At 73.5% G+C, this 18,653-nt stretch carries 11 protein-coding genes; 5 read left to right on the top strand and 6 right to left on the bottom strand.

From position 1 onward, the window contains the following. Positions 1-6: 6 nt before the first annotated feature. The 4 genes from ABH940_RS02820 to ABH940_RS02805 form a co-directional block, all read right to left on the bottom strand. Positions 7-1,677: an amino acid adenylation domain-containing protein gene (locus ABH940_RS02820; RefSeq protein WP_370104122.1), complete on the bottom strand. Its 1,671-nt coding sequence runs from the start codon at positions 1,675-1,677 to the stop codon at positions 7-9. After that, on the bottom strand, positions 1,674-5,270 hold the full coding sequence (locus ABH940_RS02815) for a beta-ketoacyl synthase N-terminal-like domain-containing protein (protein WP_370104120.1): 3,597 nt from the start codon (positions 5,268-5,270) through the stop codon (positions 1,674-1,676). The genes ABH940_RS02820 and ABH940_RS02815 overlap by 4 nt, the downstream gene beginning before the upstream one ends. Next, positions 5,267-10,168: an amino acid adenylation domain-containing protein gene (locus ABH940_RS02810; RefSeq protein WP_370104118.1), complete on the bottom strand. Its 4,902-nt coding sequence runs from the start codon at positions 10,166-10,168 to the stop codon at positions 5,267-5,269. The genes ABH940_RS02815 and ABH940_RS02810 overlap by 4 nt, the downstream gene beginning before the upstream one ends. Positions 10,169-10,279: 111 nt before the next feature. Next, positions 10,280-12,166: a non-ribosomal peptide synthetase gene (locus ABH940_RS02805; protein WP_370104116.1), complete on the bottom strand. Its 1,887-nt coding sequence runs from the start codon at positions 12,164-12,166 to the stop codon at positions 10,280-10,282. 281 nt (positions 12,167-12,447) lie between these two features. Between ABH940_RS02805 and ABH940_RS02800 the strand changes: the two genes are divergently transcribed. Next, positions 12,448-13,200, top strand: a complete 753-nt coding sequence (locus ABH940_RS02800; protein WP_370104114.1) for an SDR family NAD(P)-dependent oxidoreductase — start codon at positions 12,448-12,450, stop codon at positions 13,198-13,200. Positions 13,201-13,346: 146 nt separating this feature from the next. Here ABH940_RS02800 and ABH940_RS02795 read toward each other — a convergent pair whose 3' ends face one another. Continuing rightward, positions 13,347-13,964, bottom strand: a complete 618-nt coding sequence (locus tag ABH940_RS02795) for a DUF4126 domain-containing protein (protein ID WP_370064681.1) — start codon at positions 13,962-13,964, stop codon at positions 13,347-13,349. A 440-nt stretch (positions 13,965-14,404) separates the two neighbouring features. Next, complete coding sequence (locus ABH940_RS02790) at positions 14,405-15,943, bottom strand: PLP-dependent aminotransferase family protein (protein ID WP_370104112.1); 1,539 nt, start codon at positions 15,941-15,943, stop codon at positions 14,405-14,407. A 225-nt stretch (positions 15,944-16,168) separates the two neighbouring features. Between ABH940_RS02790 and ABH940_RS02785 the strand changes: the two genes are divergently transcribed. From ABH940_RS02785 to ABH940_RS02770, 4 genes are all read left to right on the top strand, one after another. Next, positions 16,169-16,792, top strand: coding sequence for a YitT family protein (locus ABH940_RS02785; protein WP_370104280.1), 624 nt, complete (start codon positions 16,169-16,171; stop codon positions 16,790-16,792). Then, positions 16,686-17,384, top strand: coding sequence for a class I SAM-dependent methyltransferase (locus tag ABH940_RS02780; RefSeq protein WP_370104110.1), 699 nt, complete (start codon positions 16,686-16,688; stop codon positions 17,382-17,384). The genes ABH940_RS02785 and ABH940_RS02780 overlap by 107 nt, the downstream gene beginning before the upstream one ends. Positions 17,385-17,609: 225 nt before the next feature. After that, positions 17,610-17,951, top strand: a complete 342-nt coding sequence (locus tag ABH940_RS02775; protein WP_370064673.1) for a DUF6504 family protein — start codon at positions 17,610-17,612, stop codon at positions 17,949-17,951. Positions 17,952-18,079: 128 nt separating this feature from the next. Then, on the top strand, positions 18,080-18,577 hold the full coding sequence (locus tag ABH940_RS02770; protein WP_370065018.1) for an SAV_6107 family HEPN domain-containing protein: 498 nt from the start codon (positions 18,080-18,082) through the stop codon (positions 18,575-18,577). Positions 18,578-18,653: the final 76 nt, after the last annotated feature.

Here is an 18,653-nt window from a genome sequence, read left to right as displayed (position 1 = left end):
GGTGGTTCAGCCGTTCCCTTCGGCGCGCCCGGGGGTGAACCGGCGTACCAGGGCCGGGCGGTCGATCTTCCCGTTGGCGTTGAGCGGCAGGGCGTCGAGATGCTCGTAGCGGCGCGGCACCATGTGGACCGGGATCCGCTTGCGCAGCCACAGCATCACCTCGGTGGCGGTGACCGGGTCGCCGGTGTGGCAGGCGGTCAACTCGGTCCCGTCGCTACCGGGGACGGCCAGCACGACGGCCTCCGCCATGGCGGGGTGCCGACGCAGCGCGGTCTCGATCTCCCCGAGCTCGACGCGGTAGCCGCGGATCTTCACCTGGCTGTCGAGACGGCCGAGGTGGACCAGGGAACCGTGTTCGTGGCGGACCCGGTCGCCGGTCCGGTACCAGTAGGCCGCGGTCAGCGGTCCGTCGCCCCGGTAGATCCGGGCGGGCCGACCGCGGTCCGACCCGCGATCCGGCCCGCGATGCGGCTCGTCGTCCGGTTCGTAGGAGAGGAATCGGCCGTGGTCGTCGGAGGGATCGAGGTAGCCGTCGAAGCGCTGCGGTCCGCGGACGCACAGCTCGCCCTCCTCGGCCGGAAGCCCGTCCTCGCCGAGGACGACGTGGTCGAGGAAGGGGTAGACGGCACCGATGGGGACGGTGTCGTTGGAGGTGGGCGCCCATTCGGAGACGTTCCGGGGAAGCTGGAACTCGGAGCAGGCGACCGTCAGTTCGGTGGGCCCGTAGACGTTGGTGACCACGGCGTCGGGGGCGGCCGCGGCCCACAGCCTGGCCTGACGCTCCGTCAGTTGCTCGCCGATGAAGACGGCATGGCGCAGCGCCGGAGCCCCGTCGGCAGGGAGGGTCCCGAGGCTGGCGGAGACCGACACCACCGAGGGGACGGAGAACCAGTGCGTGATGCCGCGGTCGGCGACGTACTGGACGGGCTTCATCAGCTCGCTGCGCTGGGGCACGACCAGCGTCGCGCCCCCGCCCCAGGTGACGAAGAGGTCGAAGACGGAAGGGTCGAAGGTGAGGTCGAAGGTGTGCGACACCCGGCACCGGGGTCCGACCTCGAACCGCTCGATGTTGTGCGCGATGTACGGCGCGAGGTTCGCGTGACGGATCGGCACGCCCTTGGGGCGCCCGGTGGAGCCGGAGGTGAACAGGATGTAGGCGACGTCCGCCGGGGTCGTGCCGAACGCGGGCAGGGCGGCGGTGTCGGACCGCAGCTGTGCGGTCTCCGCCCCGGTCAGCCTGAGCAGGGCGGGCCCGCCGCTGAAGTCCTCGCCGGAGAGCTGGGCCGCGCCGGTCTCGTCGGCCAGCAGGACGTCACTGGCGGCGAGTTGCCACACAGAACGGTTCCGGGTGACCGGGTAGCCCGGGTTGAGCGGAGTGACGGTGGCGCCGAGGCGCAGCGCGGCCAGGTAGCCGGCGAACGCGGTGAGGCTGCGCGAGGCCAGCAGCGCGACCCGCTTCGGCGCGGTTCCGCCGTTGGCGCGCAGGAGGGCGCAGGCGACGGCTGCCGCACGGTCCTCCAGCTCACGGTAGCTGTGGCAGCGGCCCAGGACCTCGAGCGCCGGCTCGTCCGGGTGGACGGCCGCCGTCTCGGCGAACCAGTCGAACAGGGTGCGGGAGAGCGGGGCAGGTGACGGGAGGTCAGGCGGTGCGGGCAGGGGGGCGAGCAGGTCGGTCATCGGGTCTCCACGGGAGTGCCGAGCAGTTCGGCGTAGTCGGACCGCTGGGCGGCGGCGAAGGCGAGGCTGCTCAGCAGCGCGGCGGCTGAGGGTTCGGGGTCGAGCCCGGCGGCGTCCAGCCAGCCGCGCCAGGCGTGGGCCTCCACCGAAGGGGCTCCCACGACCAGTCGGGCGAGGCCGTGGACGGCGAGCGGGTCCAGCGCCTCGTTCTCGCGATCGAGGGCGCGCAGGGCGACCGCGCGTTGCCATTCCCGCTCGCTCACCGTCCGGGTCGACCGACCCGCCGCGGCGAGCAGGTCGAAGAGCTGTCCGGCGGAGCGGGTCCGCCCGGCCACCAGGTGGTAGGCACGTCCCTCGGACGCGGGGGAGAGGGCGAGTTCGGCCACGGCACGCGCCGCCAGGTCGACCGGGCTGACCGCCAGCGGACGCTCGTCGCGCGGATGGACGCCCACGGCCAGGGCCCCCGTGACCAGCCGGAGCAGCGGGTGGTCCGGGTCGCACGCGCCCGTGTCGGCGGCGCCCAGGAGCAGCCCGGTGCGGAACACCCGTACGCGCATGCCGTCCTGCTCGGCCCGTTCGGCGAGGCGTTCGCCGACCCAGGCCGCCACCGCCCCGCCGGGCATGCCCGGCCGCAGCGGCTGCTGCCGCGTCTCCTCGATGTGCAGGGTGCCGCCGAGGCCCGAGCCGCACGCGCTGAGCGTGGAGAGCAGGGCGAGGTCGTCCACGCCGGTCTGCCGCATCCAGCGCAGCAGCCGGGCCAGCGGGAGCACGGTCTCCTCGCGCACATCCTCGTACGCACCTTCAAGACCGAACGGTGCGGCGGTGTGGAACACCCTGGCGATCCCGGCCGGGAGTTGACCCAGCCGCGTCGTCCAGTCACGGGAGCCGTCCGCGCCGACGCACAGGGGCCGGACCCGGCGCGGGTCGGGCTCGGGAAGGGCGCACGCGGCGGCGCGCGCCCGCAGCACCTGCCTGGCCTCCGCTTCGTCGTCCGCCGGAACGACGCAGTGGACCAGTCCGCCGGTGCGCTTCAGGAGTTCGTGCAGCACGAAGGTGTCCAGGAACCGGGTGGCGCCGGTCAACAGGGCGCCCCCGGCAGCGGGGCGCGGGGCCGTCGGCAGCAGGGCGCCGAGGTCGAGCAGCAGATCGGCGTCGAGCGGGTCGGCCTCCGCTGCGGACTCCGCCGCCGGGCCGGTGCCGTTCGCGGTGCCGCCCGGCTCCGCGGCGGTGCCCAACGCGCGCACGATCTGCGCCATCCGGCGCGCCGTGGCGTCCGCGCCGCCGACGCGGTAGAGGCTCACCTCGACGCCGAACGCCTTCCGGGTACCCGCCTCGATCCGCAACGCGGCGAGCGAGTCGCCGCCGTGGGCGTCGAAGCCGCCGTCGAGGTCGAGGTCGGGGTGGCCGAGGACGCGGCGCCACAGGGCGAGCACTGTCGCCTCGACCGGGTCGCCGTCTCCGGCACCCGCGTCAGCGACTCGCTCGCCGGGCCGGCCGGGCTCGCCGGGATCGTCTTCGCGTCCGCCCGTCGCGGAGAGGGCAACGCCCGCCGGGGCGACGGCCGGTGCGGCGAGCGGGGGCAGGTCGTCGAGCGCCCAGTGGGTCGTGCGGGTGAACGGGTAGGTGGGCAGGGCGACGCGGCGGCCCGCCTCTCCGCCCAGGAACTGCCAGTCCACCTCCGCGCCGTGCAGCCACGCCGAGGCGGCTGCCGCATCGACGCGCAGCGTCAACTCGGCCTGGTCGCAGGTGCCGTCGGCGTCGACGAGACCGTCGAGGGGGAGCACGTGGCGGCCTTCGCCCGGCTCGCCGGCTCCGACCAGCACGGTGAACCGGTCGAGCCGGAGCGGCTGTCCGGGGCCTGCGGTCTCCGCCCGACCGCGGAAGGCGGCCGTCAGACGCTCCAGCACCAGCGCGTCGAGTTCCGTCGGCTCGTGGTCGGCGGGAAGCGCCAGGACCACCTTGGGCAGTCGCCGGGCCGGCTCCGCCGTCGGCGCACGCAGGGCCGCGGCTGCGACGCTCCCGGTGTCCGCGTCCGCGTCCGCGTCCGCGGCATCGGTGGCGGCGGCGTCGGTGGCGACCTCCACCACGCGACGGTGGCGGTGCGCGGTGCGGCCCACCCGCAGGGTGTGGGCGGCGTCGGACAGGGCCGGCGCGTGAGGGCCGCTGAGTGCATCCGCCAACTCCGTGGCGACCGTGGCGAGTTCGTCCTCCGAGCGGGCGGAAAGCAGCAGGCGGACCGTGGCGCGGGACGGGGCGGGCGGGCGGACCGGCTCGGGCGGTGGTCCGATCACCGCGGTGGCGTTGGTGCCGCCCAGGCCCATCGAGTTCACCAGGACGTAGGCGGGGTCGCCTGCGCCGACCGAGGCGGGCTCGGTGCCGATCCGGAACGGGGAGTCGGCCAGGACACCGGGGTTGCGGGGCCGCTCGAAGAGCGGGTGCGGAGGCAGCTGGCCCGTCCGGGCGATCCCCACGGCCTTGATCAGTCCGGCGATGCCCGCGGCCGGACCGGCGTGGCCGATGTTGGCCTTGACCGAGCCCAGGCCGCAGTAGTTCGCCGGGGCGGTCGCTCCGGAGCTGTGTCCGGCCCGACGCAGGGCCGAGGTGAGCCCGCGCAGCTCGATCTGGTCGCCGAGTGGGGTGCCCGAGCCGTGCGCCTCGACATAGCGCAGCTGCTCGCCGCGGATCTCCGCCGCGTCCAATGCTGCCGCGACCACGTCGGCCAGACCGCTCGGGCTCGGCGCGGTGAAGCCCGAACGGGCCGACCCGTCGTTGCCCACGGCGGTGCCGTGCACCACGGCAAGGACCGGGTCGCCGTCCCGCAGGGCGTCCGACAGGCGGCGCAGGGCCACGACCCCGACACCCGAGCTGAACGAGGTTCCGGTGGAGCGGGCGTCGAACGGGCGGCAGTAGCCGTCCTTGGACTGCAGCCCGCCCGGGTGGTAGCGGTAGCCGAGCATCGGCTCGTTGACGGACGCCCCGCCGGCCAGCGCCAGGTCGCACTCGCCGGAGCGGAGGCTCTGGACGGCGTAGTGCACGGCGGTGAGCGAGGAGGAGCACGCGGTCTGCACGCCGATGGAGGGTCCGCGCAGCCCGAGCTTGTAGGCCACCCGGGAGGGCAGGAAGTCGCCGAGGCCGCCCAGGTGCAGGGCGACGTCGTCGACGGCGCCCAGGACACCGTCGGTGCGGGCCCGGTCGGCCTGGAGGGCCGCCAGGTAGGTGCTCGGGCTGCCGCCCGCGAACACGCCGGTGACCGTGCGACCGTCGTGCGGCGCGTGCCCGGCGGACTCCAGCGCCTGCCAGCAGACTTCGAGGAAGACGCGCTGCTGCGGATCGGTCGCGGCGGCCTCGGCCGGGGAGTAGCCGAAGAACTCGGCGGCGAAGTCCCCGGGGTTCGGGATTCCGGCCCCGCGGGCGACGAACTCCTCGTCGTCCAGGGTCGCGCGGTCCCGCCCTGCGGCCAGCAGCAGGTCCGGGTCGAGATCCCGGATCGAGACCCGGCCCGCGGCGATGTTGGCCCAGTACTGCTCGGGGGTCCAGGCGTCGGGGAAGCGGCAGCCGACGCCGATCAGAGCGATCGCTTCGGTGCCGGTCACGCGGAACCGCCCTCGGCCCCGGAGAGGAAGGCGACCTGGGCCTCGATGGTGCTGTGCTCGAACAGGTCCGCCGCCTCCAGCTCACGGCCCGTCAGTTCGGAGAGCCGCTCCATGAGGACGATGAGCAGCAGGGAGTCACCGCCGGCGTCGAAGAAGTTGACGTCGTCGTCCACCGCGGCTCCGTCCAGGACCTCGGTCCAGGCGGCGGTCACCTGGTCGGCCAGGTCGGCGGCGGGCAGCTGCGGGTCGGTGCTCAGCACAGGGGTCTCCCAGGAGTCGGTGAGGTCGGTGGCGGCCTGGACCAGATCGGCCAGGAGTGAGTCGACGGTGTTGGCGTCGAACAGGGCGGTGAGGTAGGTCAAGGAGAGGTCGAGACGGCCGGGGCCGCCGCTGACGGTCAGCTCCAGTTCGTACTTCGCCCTCAGTCGGGGCGGGGTGACGAAGCGACAGCGGGCCTCCGGAGCGAGGACGGGCGGCGCCGGCGGTTCGGCCACGGCGTTCAGATAGACGGGGGTGACGGCCGGACGGCTGAGGTCACGCCCCGGATGCAGGGCCGCGGCGAGCGCGTCGAACGGTGCGTCGGCGTACCGGTACGCCGTCAGCGCGGCCTCCCGGACCTGCTCCAGCAGCTCCGCCCAGGTCGGGTTGGTCCGCAGGTCGGCCCGGACCAGAAGCGTGTTGACGAACATGCCGACCGCCTCCGCCCGGTCCGCCCCGTCCCGGGAGGCCCAGGGGAAGGCGAACAGGAAGTCCCGCTGCCCGCCGCGCCGGGAGAGGACGACGGCCAGCAGGGCCACGCCCACCATGAACGGGGTGCAGCCGCGGGCCGTCGTCCGCTCCAGCAGTCGTTCCGCCCCGGCGCCCGACAGCACCGCGGTGCGCTGGTCCGCGTCCGTGCTCTGCGTCCTGCCCCGGGGGCGGTCGTGCGGCAGTTCGATGTCGACCGGCGCTCCGCGCAGTCCGGCGAGAGCCGCGGCGAGGCCTGCCTCGTCGCCCTCCTGCTCCGCCCGGACCGAGCCAGGGTGGCTCGGCGCGGGCAGGACGGCGGGCACGCCCGTGGTCAGCGCGCGGTAGAGCGCGGCGGAGTCGCGCAGGACAAGGTCCACCGACCAGCCGTCGGAGACGATGTGGTGCACGCCGAAGACCAGCAGGGTGCACTCCGGTGCCGCCGTGATGACGGCGCCTCGGGCGGGTGCCTCGCGGGCGAGGTCGAAGGGCGTCCAGCACAGGCGGGCCAGCTCCTCCTCGAGTTCGGCCGCACTCCAGCCGCTGCCGTCCGTCAGCACGACCTCGGGTGACGGACCGTCGGTGCGGCACAGCACCCGGCGGGTCCTGGTGTCGAGACGGAAGCGGGACCGCAGCGCCGGGTGCCGGGCCAGGGCCTGTGCGAAGGCCTTGCGCAGCGCGTCCCGGTCGACGGGCCCGTCGACGGCCACGACGGCGGGTGCCAGGTAGGCGGTGCGCAGCGCCCGGATCCGGTCGAGTGCCCACAGGCGCTGCTGCACCGAGCCGACGGGGTACTCGGCGTCCGGGTCGAACTCCTCGGCCGGTGCGGCGGTGTGACGCGCCGAGGACGCCTCGGCTCCGAGCGCGCGGGCCAGCCCGGCCACGGTGGGGTCGGCCAGGAAGACCCGCAACGGCACCGGTACGCCGTGGCGGCGTTCGGCCTCCGCCACCACCCGCACGGCGAGCAGCGAGTGCCCGCCGAGGGCGAAGAAGTCGGCCTCGGGCCCGAGGCTGTCGGCCGTCGGAGCGCCTGCCCTTCCGGCGAGCACGTCGGCGAGCACGCCGGCGATCAGGGCGGCGGCCTGCTGCTGACCGGCGGTGAGCTCGGCCTTGCGGGTCGGCGCACCGGAGGCCAGCGGCCGGTCGCGGAGCAGGGCGAGGGCGGCGAAGTCGACCTTGTCGTTGACCGTGCGCGGCAGGGCCTCGACGGCGTACACCTCGGTCGGCAGCGCGGCCGTCGGCAGCCAGCGGGCCAGCGGTCGGACCAACTCCTCGCGGGTCGGCGGCCGGTCGCCCTCCCGGTCGCCCTCACGGGCGAGTTCGACGTAGCAGACGAGGGCGGGAGGGGTGCCGGTCGCGTGCACGGCGGCGGCCGTGACCGCGGGGTGCTCCTCGACGACGCGGGTGATCTCGGCGGGTTCGATGCGGTTGCCGAGGATCTTGAGCTGGTCGTCGGCCCGGCCCAGGTAGCCCAGTTGGCTGTCGTCCCGCAGGACCACCAGGTCGCCGGTGCGGTACATGCGTGCGTCCGCGCCCGCACCAAAGCGCGCGGCGTGGCGGTCCGGCGGGAACGAGCGCGCGGTCTGCTCCGGCGCCGCCAGATAGCCGAGCGCCACTCCGGTTCCGGCCAGGTACAGCTCGCCGGGCACCCCGGGGGGCAACTCCTCGCCGTGCGGACCGAGCACGTACGCGCGCATGCCGGGGAGCGGGACGCCGATGGCCGGGGCGCGCTCGTCGGTCGGATCGAACGCGGAGTAGGTGCTGTTGCAGGAGGCCTCGGTCGGGCCGTAGACGTTGACGACCCGGGCGCCCCAGCGCGCGGCGCAGGCGAGGGCGAGCCGGCGCGGCAGGGCCTCGCCGCCCGAGTAGAGCGTGTGCAGGGTGGTGCTTGCACCTTCGGCAGTGCTCGCACCTTCGGCGGTGTCCACACCTTCGGCGGTGTCCGCGTCGAGCATCGCGCGGAGCAGGCTGGGCGTGACGGATCCGGCGACGGTGGCGCCCTTGGGCCCGCGGATCAGGTTGAGCAGCGCGCTCGGATCGCGACGCTCGACGTCGTCGGCGAGCACCAGGACGGCGCCGGCCAGCAGCGCCTCCACCACGTTGAAGGCGGCGGGGTCGAACGCGGTCCCCGCGGTGACCAGCAGGCGGTCGTCGGGCCCGAGACCGCAGTCGCGGCCCCACCACAGGGCGGTGGCCAGCAGCCCGCGCTGCGGGACGACGACGCCCTTGGGACGGCCGGTGGTGCCGGAGGTGTAGATCACGGCCGCCGGATCCTCGGGCCCGGGGACACGGCTGTCGGCCGTCGGTTCCTGCGGGGCGGCGGCCCTCTCCTCGATGGACGCGACCTCGATGGACGCAGCCTCGATGGACGCGGCCTCGGCGGACGCAGCCTCGATGGACGCGGCCTCGGCGGACGTCCCGAGGTCGGCCAGGCAGCGGGCGCCCTCCGGACAGACGAGCACCCGGTCGGCTCCGGTCTGCTCGATGATGTAGGCGATCCGCGCGGGAGGGGCGTCCAAGGCGAGCGGGACGAAGGCGGCCCCGACGCGCAGGACACCGACCCACGCGGCGACCAGGGCCGGGCCGCGGGCGGCGAGGACGGGGACCAGGCTCCCGGGGCCGACGCCGACCGCGCGCAGCCGGGCCGCGATGGCGGCCGACCACGACGCGAGCTCACGCCGGGTCAGCACCGCACCCGTGGCCTCGACGGCCACGGCGTCCGGGTCATGCGGTTGACGCTCCGTCAGCACCCGCTCCAGGGCGGCGGTTACCGTCTGCTCCGGGTACGCCTCGGGTTCGCTGCCGACGAGGACCCCGGTGGGGTGCGCTCCGGGGCGGGGCCGGGCGAGCGGAAGGTCCTTGAGCGGCGTGTCCGGGCGGGCCACCGCTGCCTGCAGCAGCACGGTGAAACCCTCGGCCAGACTGCGGGCGACCGCGTCGGTGTACCGGTCGGTGTCGTACTCCACCGTGGCGCGCAGCTCGCCGTCGGGTGCGTACTCCAGGACGAGCGACAGGTCCTGCTTGGCGGTGCCCGTGGGCAGCAGTTCCGGCACGTCCCAGCGGCCGTTGCGGGGCACGGCGGGCGCGTTCTGCAGGACGAAGCCGAGGTCGGCCAGGCCCTCGGAGCCGAACCTGGCCGCCAGTCGCTGGAACGGGATGCCCTGGTGGGCGAGGATGCCGAACACCTCGGCCCGGGAGCCGGTGCACAGGGCGGCGAAGTCCGCGTCGGGGTCCGGGGTGCAGAGCAGCGGAACGGTGTTGACGAAGAAGCCGACCAGTCCGTCCACGGCCGGATGGCTGCGGTTGGCGGCGACCGTTCCCACCAGGAAGCTGTCACGACGGCTCCAACGCTGGACGACCGCCTGGAACGCGCCGAAGAGCACCACGAAGGGCGTCACTCTCAGCTGTCTGGCCAGGTCGGCTGCCGCAGCGGCGAGTTCCGCGTCGAGGGTGAACCGGTGCTGGGCTCCGGTGCGCTCTCCCTCGGCGCTGCGCGCACGGGGGGCGACCGGGCCGAGGGTGACGGCCTCGCCGGCGGCCGGGCCGATCAGTTGCGCGCGGGCTTCGAGGCGCGCCTCCCGCTCGGACGCGTTCCCTGCCTCGGCCTCCCAGGCCGCGAAGTCTGCGTACTGCAGCGGCGGTTGGGGCAGCACCGGCACCGCGTCCCGGTCGGTGAGCGCGGCGTCGTAGGCGGTGGCGAGCGCGTCGTAGAGCGCCGACAGGGACCAGCCGTCGACGGCGATGTGATGGATATTCAGCAGCAGGGTGGCGGGTCCGCCCCGACCGTCCTGCCAGAGCGTCGCGCGCAGGAGCGGGTCGTTCTGGAGGGAGAAGGGCGTACGGGCGTGCCGGGCCAGCTCGTCCGGAGTCGGCGCCTCGGCCCGGACGACGTCCAAGGGGACGGGGCCGGGTGCCCGGACGACCTGGACCGGGCGGCCCTCCCGGACCTCGTAGTTGGTCCGCAGGATCTCGTGACAGGCGACGACGGCGGACAGGGCGCGGGTGAGCGCGGACACGTCGGCGGGTTCGCGCCAGCGGGTGAGCAGGGGAACGTTGTAGTCGGGCGATTCGGGAGCCGCCAGGTGCAGGAACCAGAGGCGCTCCTGGGCCGACGACAGCGGTGCGACGACGGCGGCCCGTCGTTCGGGTACGGCAAGGCGCGGTGGCGCCATGGGTGGTTCTCCTTGTGGTGCGTGAGGCGGCCGCCGGAGGAGGGCGGCGGTGACGTGCGACCGGAGTGGGAGCTGGGAGCGGAGCGGAGTCGGCGGCCGGGAGCCGCCGACTCAGCGGTCCGCGGCGACGGACCCGTCGAGCTGCGCGGCGAGGGCGGTCAGGCTCGGGGTGAGCAGGATGTCGGTGGGGTCCACCGGGGTGCCCAGACGCTCGGCGATGCGGAAGGCCGCCTGGGTGGCGAGGATCGAGTTGCCGCCCAGACCGAGGAAGTCGTCCGTGGGCCTGAGCGCCTCCGGACCCGGAAGCCCGAGCAGCTCGGCCCAGACGACGGCCACGGTGTGGGCCGCGCCCTCCGCAGCGGAGCTCCCGGTGCGCGCGCTCGCGGCCGGGTCGGCGGACAGGTCGGCGGCCGGAGCCGCTGCCCCGGGCGCGGTCTGCGCGGCGGAGTCCGCGAACTCGGCCAGCAGGGCCCTGATGCGGGTGCGGTCCGCCTTCCCGGTGGAGCCGAGCGGGAGGTCCTCGAGCGGAAGCCAGAGGGCGGGAAGCATGTAGGTCGGCAACCGGGAGGCGAGGGCGGCGGCGAGTCGCCCGGCCGGGCCCGCCCCGGCCGCGCCGGTGTCCGGGACCGCCCGGCGGTCCGGCCTGAGGAACGCTCCGACAAGGCGCGCGGTGTGCCCTTCCCCGAGCTTCTCCACGAAGGCGGCCTCGGCGTGGCCGGTGGCCACCGCCGCCTGCTCGATCTCCTCGAGCTCGATGCGGAAGCCGCGGAGCTTGACCTGGCGGTCCGCTCGTCCGACGACCTCCAGCTCGCCGTCCGCCAGTCGGCGCACGAGGTCGCCCGTGCGGTAGACGAGTCCGTGACCGTCCAGCTCCCGGTAGGCGTGGGCGGTGCGCTCGGGCTGGTGGAGGTAGCCCTTGGTGACGGACGGACCACCGATGTACAGCTCCCCGGTCTCTCCGTCCGGCACCGGCTGCATCCGGTCGTCGAGGACGTGCAACTGCGCACGGCGTACCGCGGTGCCGACGGGGACGCGCCTGCGGCCCGTCAGTGAGGCTTGCGTGCACGCGAACGCAGTCGCGAAGACAGTGGTCTCGGTCGGCCCGTAGATGTTGAGGAGCGTCTGCGGAGCTCCGGCGGCGAGCACGCGCTCGGCCGCCGCCAGGTCCAGCTGCTCGCCGCCGACCAGGAGTTGGCGCAGACACCCGAGCGAGCCGGGCGCCTCGCGGGACACCATGTGGAAGAGCGAGGTGGTCAACAGGGCGCTGCTGATCGACTCGTAGGCGAGCAGACCGGACCAGCGGGCCAGGTCGACCTCGACGACGGTGGGCAGCACGATCAGCGGCGCGCCGGCCGTCAGCGCGCCCCAGACCTCCCACGTGAAGGCGTCGAACGCCGGGTTGGCCAGCTGGGCCACCCGGTCGGCGGCCGTGATCGCGCCGACGGCAGCGGGATCGGAGACCAGATCGCGGACGGCCCGGTGGGGTACCACGACGCCCTTCGGGACTCCGGTGGACCCGGAGGTGTATCCGACGCAGAGCGGGCTTTCCTCGTCGACATCCACCGCAGGGGCGAACACGGCGGTGTCGGTGGGTTCGGCGGGTGACGAGGCGCCACCTTCCGTCTCGCGCACGACCGTCAGCACCGGCATCGCGCGGGGCAGGTGGATCGCGCGCGAGCGGCGCGCCGACCCGTCGCCCACGAGGACGGCCTGGGCCCGGGAGTCGGAGAGGATCACCGCGACCCGGTCGGCCGGGGCGCTGCCGTCGACGGGCAGGTAGCCCGCGCCGGTCCGGATCACCGCGAGCGCGGCGACGACGAGGTCGGCACCCCGGTCGAGGTCGAGGGCGACGACGGCACCGGGGCCGATTCCCAGCGCGGCGAGACGCGTCGCGGTCGCGCCCGCGAGTTCCCAGAGGTTCCGGTAGCTGAGCTCACGACCGGTGAGGGCCTCCCGGACCGCGAGGGCGTCAGGGGTCTCCCGTACCCGTTCGCCCACGAGGTGATGGATTCCAGCCGGGCATTGCGGCGAGGAATCGGAATGCGTCCGCGACATGAATTTCCCCCAAAAATGCGATGACGCGCGAAAGCCCTGGCAGAGCAGGGAAGGGGCGTCGGGGCTGGTTCTCGCGCGAAACACCCAGCCGTGGTGCACACGCACCAAATCAGACATAGGCCGCTATCTGCACCATTGCAGTGGGCAATATTCCGTATCATGGAAACTTGATTCCGACTGGTGATACCGTATGATCCACCGGTCGAGCATGTCAACCGGCTTAAATGGAGGCAGAAATGGAGCAGGGTCGAGTCGCCCTCATCACTGGTTCGTCCTCGGGAATCGGTGCGGCGATCGCTCGCCGGCTTGCTGACGAGGGCATACGAATCGTGGTCAATTCGACCCGGAGCGAGGAGGCGGGCCGAGCTCTCGCGTCCGAATTGCCCGAGGCTGTCTATGTCCAGGGAGACGTCGCCGATCCCGACGACGCCCGCCGGATCGTGCAGAGCGCCGTCGACGCCTACGGGCGCTTGGACATCCTGGTCAACAACGCCGGCACCACCCGGTTCATCCCGCTGAACGACCTCGACACCCCCGATGCCGCAGCCTGGCGGGAGATCCTCGACGTCAACCTGATCGGCGCCTGGCAGGTGACGACCGCCGCCGTCCCGCACCTGCGCAAGGCCAAGTCCGCAGCGATCGTCAACATCTCGTCGGTCTCCGCCACCCGGGCCCTGGGCAGCTCCATCCCCTACGCCGTCAGCAAGGCGGCCCTGAACCACATGACGCGCCTGCTGGCCTCCCAGCTCGGCCCCGAGATCCGCGTCAACGCCGTCGCCCCCGGCCTGGTCGACACCCCCTGGTACGAGGGCGCCGACGAGGTCTGGGAGTCCTCCCGCGACTGGATCACGGCGAACACCCCGCTGCACCGCGTCGGCACCCCCGAGGATGTCGCCGGCGCCGTCCACTATCTGGTCGAAGCGCGCTACACCACGGGCGACGTGCTCACCGTGGACGGCGGCCGCCACATCGTCTGACATCGCTCGGCGCCGTGATGCGACACGGTGTCAACGGACGGAGGGCGCCGATCCCGGTGACGGGGGATCGGCGCCCTCGGTGTGGCGCGTGCGGGACCTGCAGCGACCAGTTGCTGCGGAGTTGCGGGGCCGTGGTTGACGGACGGTCAGCCGACGAGGTCGTGCTGCGGACGCAGGCCCGCCCGCGCCGCGCGGCGCTCCTTGCGGCGGCGCAGGAACTTGCGGATCCGCGAGATCGTGAACAGCACCAGCAGCACGCCCCCGGCCAGCAGCACCCCGGCGATGATCGCGGCCGGGACCGGGTGGAACAGCGCCAGGACGACCAGTCCCGCGACGGCCAGGTCCTCGACCATGCTGATCACGATGTTGCTGAACGGCTCGGGGGAGGTGTTCACGCCCATCCGCACGCCGGTTTTGACCAGATGGCTGACCAGCGCGGTGCCGCCGCCGATCGCGGCGGCGCCGAGCGTGGTCAGCGAGTCGTGGGCGTGGCCCGCGATCAGCGCCGCGACGACGCCTCCGGCGATGGGACGGATCACGGTGTGGACGACGTCCCAGGCCGAGTCCACATAGGGGATCTTGTCGGCGACGGCCTCGATCACGAAGAGGACGCCCGCGATCACCAGCACGTCGGTCCGCTCCAGGCCCGGCGGCACGACGGTCACGTGGTCGTAGCGGCCGAACAGCCCCATGATCAGGACCACGGCGTAGGCGTTGACACCGCTGGCCCAGCCGCTGGTGAAGATCAGTGGCAGCAGTCCCATGGATGTTTCCCCCGTTGTGTGGATGGCGCGGCGTCATTCGCGGGGCACAAGGCTAGTGGCCCCCGACTACTCGCGTGACCTGGGGGAAGCACCGATGATCTCTGAGTAGTTCTACTCAGACACTCGTCCGAACGGGTTGAGTACCGACGCGGATGGTTCCGGACCTGCATCGACGGCAAAGTAGTGGGCACCGGGAAGGGCCGGGCGGAAAGCCCGGGCCACCGGGGGCCAGGCACTGCACCGCCGACACGGGGCGGCGGAGCAGGTGCCGGGCCCGGGGGAGCACAGGGGATGGGGGAGTGTCCTGGGGTTCGGGGGAGCCCCGGGAACGGGGGGAGCAGGGGGGAACGGGGGAAAAGCGGCGTTCATGCGCCGGCGAGCGAGAGTCCGCCGGCATGTGAACGCCGCTCTCCAGTTTTCCGACGCTCCGTCAGAACCCTTCAGAGCAGGGCGATCTCGCCGGTCCAGGCGATGCTGCCCGGTTCGGTGCGGCCCGGTTCGGCGCGGTGCGGCGCGGTCAGGGTCGCGGTCGCCGCCGCGAGACGGTGTACCGCCTCGCCGAGGATGTCGGCCGGCTGGGCGTAGGGGAGCCGGACGAAGCGCTCCAGCACTCCGTCCACCCCGAAGCGCGGGCCCGAGCCGACCCAGACCCCGAACCGCTCGGCCGTCGTCGCCAGCACGCTGCCGGAGACGCCGTCCGGGGTGTGGACCCAGAGGGAGAGCCCGCCCTGCGGGGTGCGGAAGGTCCACTCGGGGAGCTCGGCGCGCAGCGCGGCGACCAGCGCGTCCCGTTGGACGCGGATCCGGCCGCGCTGGTGGGCCAGGACCTGCGGCAGCACCTCCGGGGAGAGCAGGTGCGCGACGGCCAGCTGCTCCAGGACCGGGGAGCTGACGTCCAGGCTGGCCCGGTCCGCCCTGATCCGGCGGACGAGGTCGGGCGAGGCGCGGATCCAGCCGATCCGCAGGCCGCCCCAGAAGGTCTTGCCGGTCGAGCCGAGCGTGATCACGGTGCCGCCGCCGGGGTCGAACGCGGCCAGCGGAGGCGGCATCACCAGGTCCGGCTCCAGTGCCAGTTCGGCCATGGTCTCGTCGGCGATCAGCGTCGTCCCGGTGCGGCGGGCGGTCGCCACCAGCGCCCGGCGCTCGTCCTCGGACATCAGCATGCCGGTCGGGTTGTGGAAGTCGGGGATCAGGTAGCCGAGCCGGGGCGCGGCGTCGCACAGGGTGCGGGACCAGCCCTCCACGTCCCAGCCGCCCGCGTCTGTGTGGTCGCTGCCGTCCTGCTGCAGTGCGACCGGCACCACCCGGCTGCCCGCGAAGCGGAGCGCCTGCAGCGCGTTGGCGTAGCTGGGCGACTCGACGGCCACCCGCTCGGCCGGGGCGAGCAGGTGACGCAGCAGCAGGGCGAAGCCACCGGCGGCGCCCGTGGTGATCATGATCTGCTCGGGATCGGTGGGCAGCCCGCGCGCGGTGAAGCGGTCGGCGACGGCATGCCGCAGCACGTGGATTCCGAGCGGGAAGTCGCCGTGGGTGTCGGTGTAGCGGGGAAGCCCGGCCAGGGCCGCCGCCATCGCCTCGGTGAGGAACGGCTCTGGGGCGGAGGGCGCGGCGATGCCGAGGTCGATCACGCTGTCGACGAGATCGGCGGGGAGCGGCGAGAGGCCCGCGCCGTGCACCGTCCGGCCGGGCGGCAGCGCGGTCCAACTGCCCGCGCCCCGGCGGCTGGCGAGGAAGCCCTCGTCCCGCAGCAGCTCGTACGCGGCGGTGACCGTGGTCCGGCTGATGCCGAGCGCCGTGGAGAGCTCCCGCTCCGCCGGCAGCCGCGCCTCGACCGGCACCTGCCCGTCCAGCACCAGCGTGCGCAGGCCGCCGGCCAGTGCCCGGTACGCGGGGCCGTGGCCGGGCCGCTGCCAGTCACCCAGCGCGCGTTCGAGTCGTGTCGAGCCGATGGCGGTGCGCGATGACGGAGGGAGAGCCACGAGAGGCCACCTTTCTGAAATTGGCCATGGAAAGGCAGGCCAATAGGCTCCAGGGTGGTCCTACGGCCGACCAATTTCAAGCGCCGACGCGTTTCAGCCGCTGACCGACGCAAGCGCCGATGAAGCCGTTGAAACCGATGAACACGTGCCCGAGGAGGGACCCACTTGCTGCTGACCCGCCGCCTCGTCCAGCTCTACGTCGGCCTTGCGCTCTACGGCTTCAGCATGGCGTTGCAGATCAGGGCCTCGCTCGGGCTGGACCCGTGGGACGTGTTCCACCAGGGCGTCAGCCGGCATGTCCCGCTCTCGTTCGGCACGATCACGATGATCGTGGGGGCGGTGGTGCTGCTGCTCTGGATACCGCTGCGGCAGAAGCCGGGGCTGGGCACGGTCAGCAACGTCTTCGTCATCGGTCTCTCCGTCGACGAGGGCCTGCGGTTGCTGCCCGTGCTGCACGGGCTTCCGCTGCGGCTTGCGGTGCTGGCGGCGGGCGTCGTACTCAACGGGCTCGCCGGAGGTCTCTACATCGGCGCGCGGTTCGGTCCCGGCCCGCGGGACGGGCTGATGACCGGGTACGTCCGGCGCAGCGGCCGGTCGATCCGGCTGGTGCGGACCGGCATCGAGGTGACCGTGTTGGTGGTGGGCCTGCTGATGGGCGGGCAGGTCGGGATCGGCACGGTCGTCTACGCCGTGGCGATCGGACCTCTGGTGCAGTTCTTCCTGCCGATGTTGACTGTTCCTCATGCGAACGACACGAACGACGCGGGACGGACACCGGGGGACGGGACCGGGGTCGATCACCCCGGACGGGTGCGCGGTGGAGCTGTACGAGCGGCTTCTCGTGGGTGACGAGCCGGACATCATCGCCTCCCGGACGCCGGAGGGCGGCAGCATCCTGGAACTGGGCTGCGGCGTGGGCCGGGTGACGCATCCGCTGGTCGCGCGGGGCTTCGCGGTCACGGCCGTGGACGAGTCGGCGGAGATGCTGGAACGCGTGCGCGGTGCGCGCACGGTGCACGCCTCGATCGAACACCTGGAGCTCGACGAGCGCTTCGACCTGGTGCTGCTCAGCTCCTTCCTGGTCAACACCGGCGACGTCGAGGTCCGCGCCGGACTGCTGGCGACCTGTCGTCGGCACGTCGCCGACGGCGGCGTGATCCTGATCCAGCGCGAAGGGGAGGGCTTCTACGACGACCTGCCGCGCGAGTCGCCGATGAAGGGCGCCGGGACCATCCGGATCGTCTCCGAGGAGATCGCCCCGGGGCTGCGGGCCAACCAGGTCGACTACCTCTACGACGACGCGCAGTGGACCCAGTTCTTCCGCACCCGGCACCTGCCGGACGCCGCGTTCGAACAGGTCCTCGCCGAGGCTGGGCTGGCCCTGGTGGGCTACCTCACCCCGAACCACGTCTGGGCCGGGGCGGTCCCGGTCAAGGACTGATCCTCACGTCGCTGACCAGCGACGACGCTTGTCTCCGCCGTGCGGGCGGTCACCTCGGGTGGCTGCCCGCACGGCTTTGTCAGTGGTGCGGAGGAGCATGGCGAATGGAGGGGCCGTGTGGTCGGTCGCATGGGCGATTCGGCGTTGACGTGGCTCCGGTCCGGCGGGTTACTCTGGAGATGTTCGAACGAAAGTTCGAACATGGATGGCGAAGGAGGCAGCGCTGTGAGCAGAAAGCGTGCGGACCTGGTCGAGGTGCGCGGCGGTACGGGGCTGCCCACGCACTTCCTCTGGCGCGACAAGGTGTACGCGGTGCGCGAGGTGTTGGGGCACTGGAAGGAGAGCGGCGCGTGGTGGGAGGAGGCCCGCAAGGCCTCTGCCTCTGGCCATTCCTCCGCTTCCGCTTCCGCCTCTGCCGGGATGGCGGCCGGTCGGCCGCTGGACCGGACCGAGCGGGAGGTGTGGCGGGTAGAGGCCAGCCCCGGCCGCTGCTTCGCTCTCGGCGTCTACGACCTCAGCTTCGACCGCAGCACCGACCGCTGGACCCTCACCAGTACGACGGACTGAACGGGAGGGCGTACGTCATGAGGGACACCAGAGACTTCAACGGCACCGACTTCAGCGGCACCAGGGGGAAAAGCGCACGAGCGCGGGTGCTGCAGCTGCCACTGCCCGGCCCCGCCACGGGATCGGGCATGCCCTACCACCGGCCGGAGGACGTCCATCCGGTGCTGCGCCGGGCGGGCGCTCCGCCCGCCGCGGTGGATCTGCTGACCCAGGCGCAGCGCGGGCTCGCGGAGGCGCGGGAGCTCCAGGGGCCGTTGGAGCGCTACGCCCTCGCGCATCTCGCCGCGCTGCGCGCCGCCGCGGCCGTGCTCGCCCTGCGCGGGCGGCCGGAGGAGAACGCGCGCAAGCGCAAGCGGATCCGCAGCGCCTGGGAGGTCCTGCCCGAGGTCGCGCCGGAGCTGGCGGAGTGGGCGCTCTACTACGCCGCCGGCGCGCCCAAGCGGGCCGCCGCCGAGGCCGGGATCGCCTCGGCGGCCAGCGCCCGCGACGCGGACGACCTGGTCCGCAACACCGCGCTCTTCCTGCGGATGGTGCAGCGGTTGATCGCCCGCGGCGCGGTCCCCGCCGCACGGGAGCCGTACCTGCGGGGGATCGGAGAAGAGGAGGGAATGCCCCGCACCGGGTGACACCGGTGCACCGGATGCCCGGGTGACCGGGAGCCGCAACCGGCGGGATCGGGAGGGGCCAACAACGCCTTTGCAC

The sequence above is a fragment of the Streptacidiphilus sp. BW17 genome, assembly GCF_041262485.1.
GTDB lineage: Bacteria > Actinomycetota > Actinomycetes > Streptomycetales > Streptomycetaceae > Streptacidiphilus.
The sequence above is the reverse complement of the archived record's forward strand: the minus strand, read 5'-3'. Positions and strand labels throughout refer to the sequence as shown.

What these genes read in the sequence shown, in the direction of transcription:
- ABH940_RS02800 (WP_370104114.1), top strand. Translation starts at nt 12,448, where the DNA reads ATGGAGGCAGAAATGGAGCAGGGTCGAGTCGCCCTCATCACTGGTTCG.
- ABH940_RS02770 (WP_370065018.1), top strand. Translation starts at nt 18,080, where the DNA reads ATGCCCTACCACCGGCCGGAGGACGTCCATCCGGTGCTGCGCCGGGCG.
- ABH940_RS02820 (WP_370104122.1), bottom strand. Translation starts at nt 1,677, where the DNA reads ATGACCGACCTGCTCGCCCCCCTGCCCGCACCGCCTGACCTCCCGTCA.
- ABH940_RS02795 (WP_370064681.1), bottom strand. Translation starts at nt 13,964, where the DNA reads ATGGGACTGCTGCCACTGATCTTCACCAGCGGCTGGGCCAGCGGTGTC.
- ABH940_RS02785 (WP_370104280.1), top strand. Translation starts at nt 16,169, where the DNA reads ATGGCGTTGCAGATCAGGGCCTCGCTCGGGCTGGACCCGTGGGACGTG.
- ABH940_RS02780 (WP_370104110.1), top strand. Translation starts at nt 16,686, where the DNA reads ATGCGAACGACACGAACGACGCGGGACGGACACCGGGGGACGGGACCG.
- ABH940_RS02810 (WP_370104118.1), bottom strand. Translation starts at nt 10,168, where the DNA reads ATGGCGCCACCGCGCCTTGCCGTACCCGAACGACGGGCCGCCGTCGTC.